The following is a 2,397-nucleotide window of genomic DNA, read 5'->3' on the forward strand; positions in this document are numbered from 1 at the left end:
GCCGGTCCCGAGGTTGCCCCCGGAGGGGTTGACCGGCAGTTGCCCGGTGGGCGATATGCGGCCGTCCTGGATGAAGTCGAAAGCCTCACCTTCACCGCATAAGCCGAGGCCCTCGAGCCAGGTGATGGTCATGAAGCTGAAACCGTCGTAGAGATTCGCGAGATCTACCTCATCCGGCGAGTGCCCGCCGTCGGCCCACAATCGCCTGCCGATGTCCCGGTTGTCGGTGAACTGTTCTTCCCACGATTCGTCGACCGTCACGCGGCCGCGTGGGGGCGTCCCATCGGCTACGCCATGGACGTATGCCGCTGGCTGGGCCAGATCGCGTGCCCGGTCGGCCGTGGTAATGATGAAGGCCGCCGCGCCCTGTACCGGCAGGTCGCAGTCGTAGATAGACACCGGTCGCGACACCATCCGGGCGTTCAGATAGTCGTCGACCGACAGCTCGATCGGCTTGTACTGCGCCCAGTAGCTGCCCTCATATGCCAGGCCGTTTTGACGTGCCTGCAAGACCAAGGCTGCCATCTGTTCGCGGCTTCCGCTTTTATACTTCGCTTGATATCGGCTCCACGGCAGCGCCGCGGCGTCGGCGGGCGGATAGCGACCGTAAGGCGCCCGGAACTGTTCGAGGTACTGGACCGAGTCCAACCCGGGCGTCTCGATCTGCCCGGCCTCGGTCTCCTCGGTATGTCCATAGACGCCAGCGCCGGGGTTGTGCAGGGCCCGGAACAAGAGCGCGTAGCGGCACCGGCCCGATTCGACCGCTCGGATCGCCGCCAGCGCAGAATTCGCGATCGTGCCGGCTACGTCGGCTGTCCAGCGCGGCTCCAGGCCGAGAGATCTGACTAGAAACTCCGTCGACACAAACTCGATGCCGTCCGCTGAACTTGCCATCGAAAACGGCGCGTCCGGGGTGCAGACCACACCGTCGATCTGGTCGAGCGCCAAACCGGCATCAGTGATCGCTGCCCTGCTAGCCTCCTCCGCCAGTTCGCCAAGCGGTACCTCGGGGCCCCGAAAAATGCGGGACTGACTGAAGCCGACGAACGCAGCAGTGTGTCGCCCTTTGCTCATCTGTGAATACTGGCGAAGCCTGAGCTCGTCAGCCGGGACAGCGCAGCCTGCATAGCGCCCGCCCGATGCAGCGGGACGGCTTGCGGGTGGCTGTCGCAATCGCGCTCTGACCAGCCTCCACATTGGTGGGACATCAAACGAGCCTGAACTGCGGAATGACGGACTCGTCGGTGATCGTCTGGAACTCAACTTCGACGGGCGCGCCGATTCGGAGATCCGCGTACGTTGAGCCGGGAAAGTTCGACACAAGAATCAGGCCTTCCTGCTCGTCCAACTCGACTTCCCCAACAAGGTAAGGGGAGGCGGCCTGGAAGTACGGGTGCCGCGCCCCAGAAACGGTCTCGGTGAAGCTGAACACGGTGCCGCGGCCACTCACCCGTTCCAGGGAGAACTCGCCTCCGGAGCACTGAGTGCAGGCGGCGGTTGGCGGAAACTGAAGTCGCCGGCACTGAGAGCAGCGCTGCAAAAGCAACTTTCCGGCCTTGACGCCTTCCCAGAACGGTGCGGAGAGTTCATCAGCAACGGGTGCGGGTGGATGCAGCGTCATGTCCGGTCGCGGGCATTCATCGCGACAGCCGCGGACGCCTTGATCGTAACGGGTGTCATTCGAAGCTGCTTGCTCGCGATGGTCCCGTGCCGCGCCGGCGCGGAACTCGCTGCCGAATGGCGTGTCGCACCGTGTGGGCGGTCGTCGTACCACTGTGCAACAGCGCGATCCGGCCGGATGCGGGTTGGGCCTGCGGCCCAGGACGACGTGGGTCGGCTCGACGATCAGGCATTTGCCAGCAGGTCGATCTCCTCTTCGCTGCGGTGGAGCAGCTCACCAAAGACGTACTCGTTGTCCTCACCGTAGTTCGGACCGGAGCGGTTCAGCCGGCCACCGATGTAGGCCGGCGTTTCGGACATCTTCACCGGATGCTCTCTGATGGGCCAGCGCCCAATCTCAGTTTGATCGAGCTCCACCCGCCATTCCAGGTGCTTGAGTTGCGGATCGGTGTCACAGAGGTCCTCGGCGTTCTGACAGACGCCGGCGGGGACTCCACGGGCTTGTAGTTTCGCCATGAGTGCGTAGCCTTCGCGGCCGCTGGTGGCTTCGTTCATCACCGAATCGAGGAACTCCTGATTCTGGATCCGGAGCTCAAGCGAGGTGAGGCGGTCGTCTGCTGCCGGCGCTTGGATGCCGAGGACCTGCACCGCTGCTTGCCACTGCTCCTCGGTGAACGCGGCGATCGCGATCCAACGATCGTCCCCCTGTGTGCGGTAGGCCCCGTGGGGCGCCGCGGCCTTGTAAGGCGACCGATTCCCATAGCGTGCCCATCCCCT

3 protein-coding genes are annotated in these 2,397 nt (G+C 64.3%); all 3 read right to left on the reverse strand.

What is annotated here, in order from left to right; genetic code table 11:
- Positions 1–1,074, reverse strand: a 1,074-nt coding sequence (locus tag VML93_RS11900; RefSeq protein ID WP_325610795.1) for a thiolase family protein, incomplete at its 3' end; no start/stop codon positions are given.
- Between the two features lie 133 nt (positions 1,075–1,207).
- Entirely contained in the window at positions 1,208–1,621 is a 414-nt protein-coding gene (locus VML93_RS11905) for a Zn-ribbon domain-containing OB-fold protein (protein WP_325610796.1), read from the reverse strand.
- Between the two features lie 224 nt (positions 1,622–1,845).
- Positions 1,846–2,397: CoA transferase (locus VML93_RS11910; RefSeq protein WP_325610798.1), on the reverse strand; the 552-nt coding region annotated here is incomplete at its 5' end.

This window comes from Mycobacterium sp., assembly GCF_035499775.1.
Taxonomy (GTDB): Bacteria; Actinomycetota; Actinomycetes; order Mycobacteriales; family Mycobacteriaceae; genus Mycobacterium.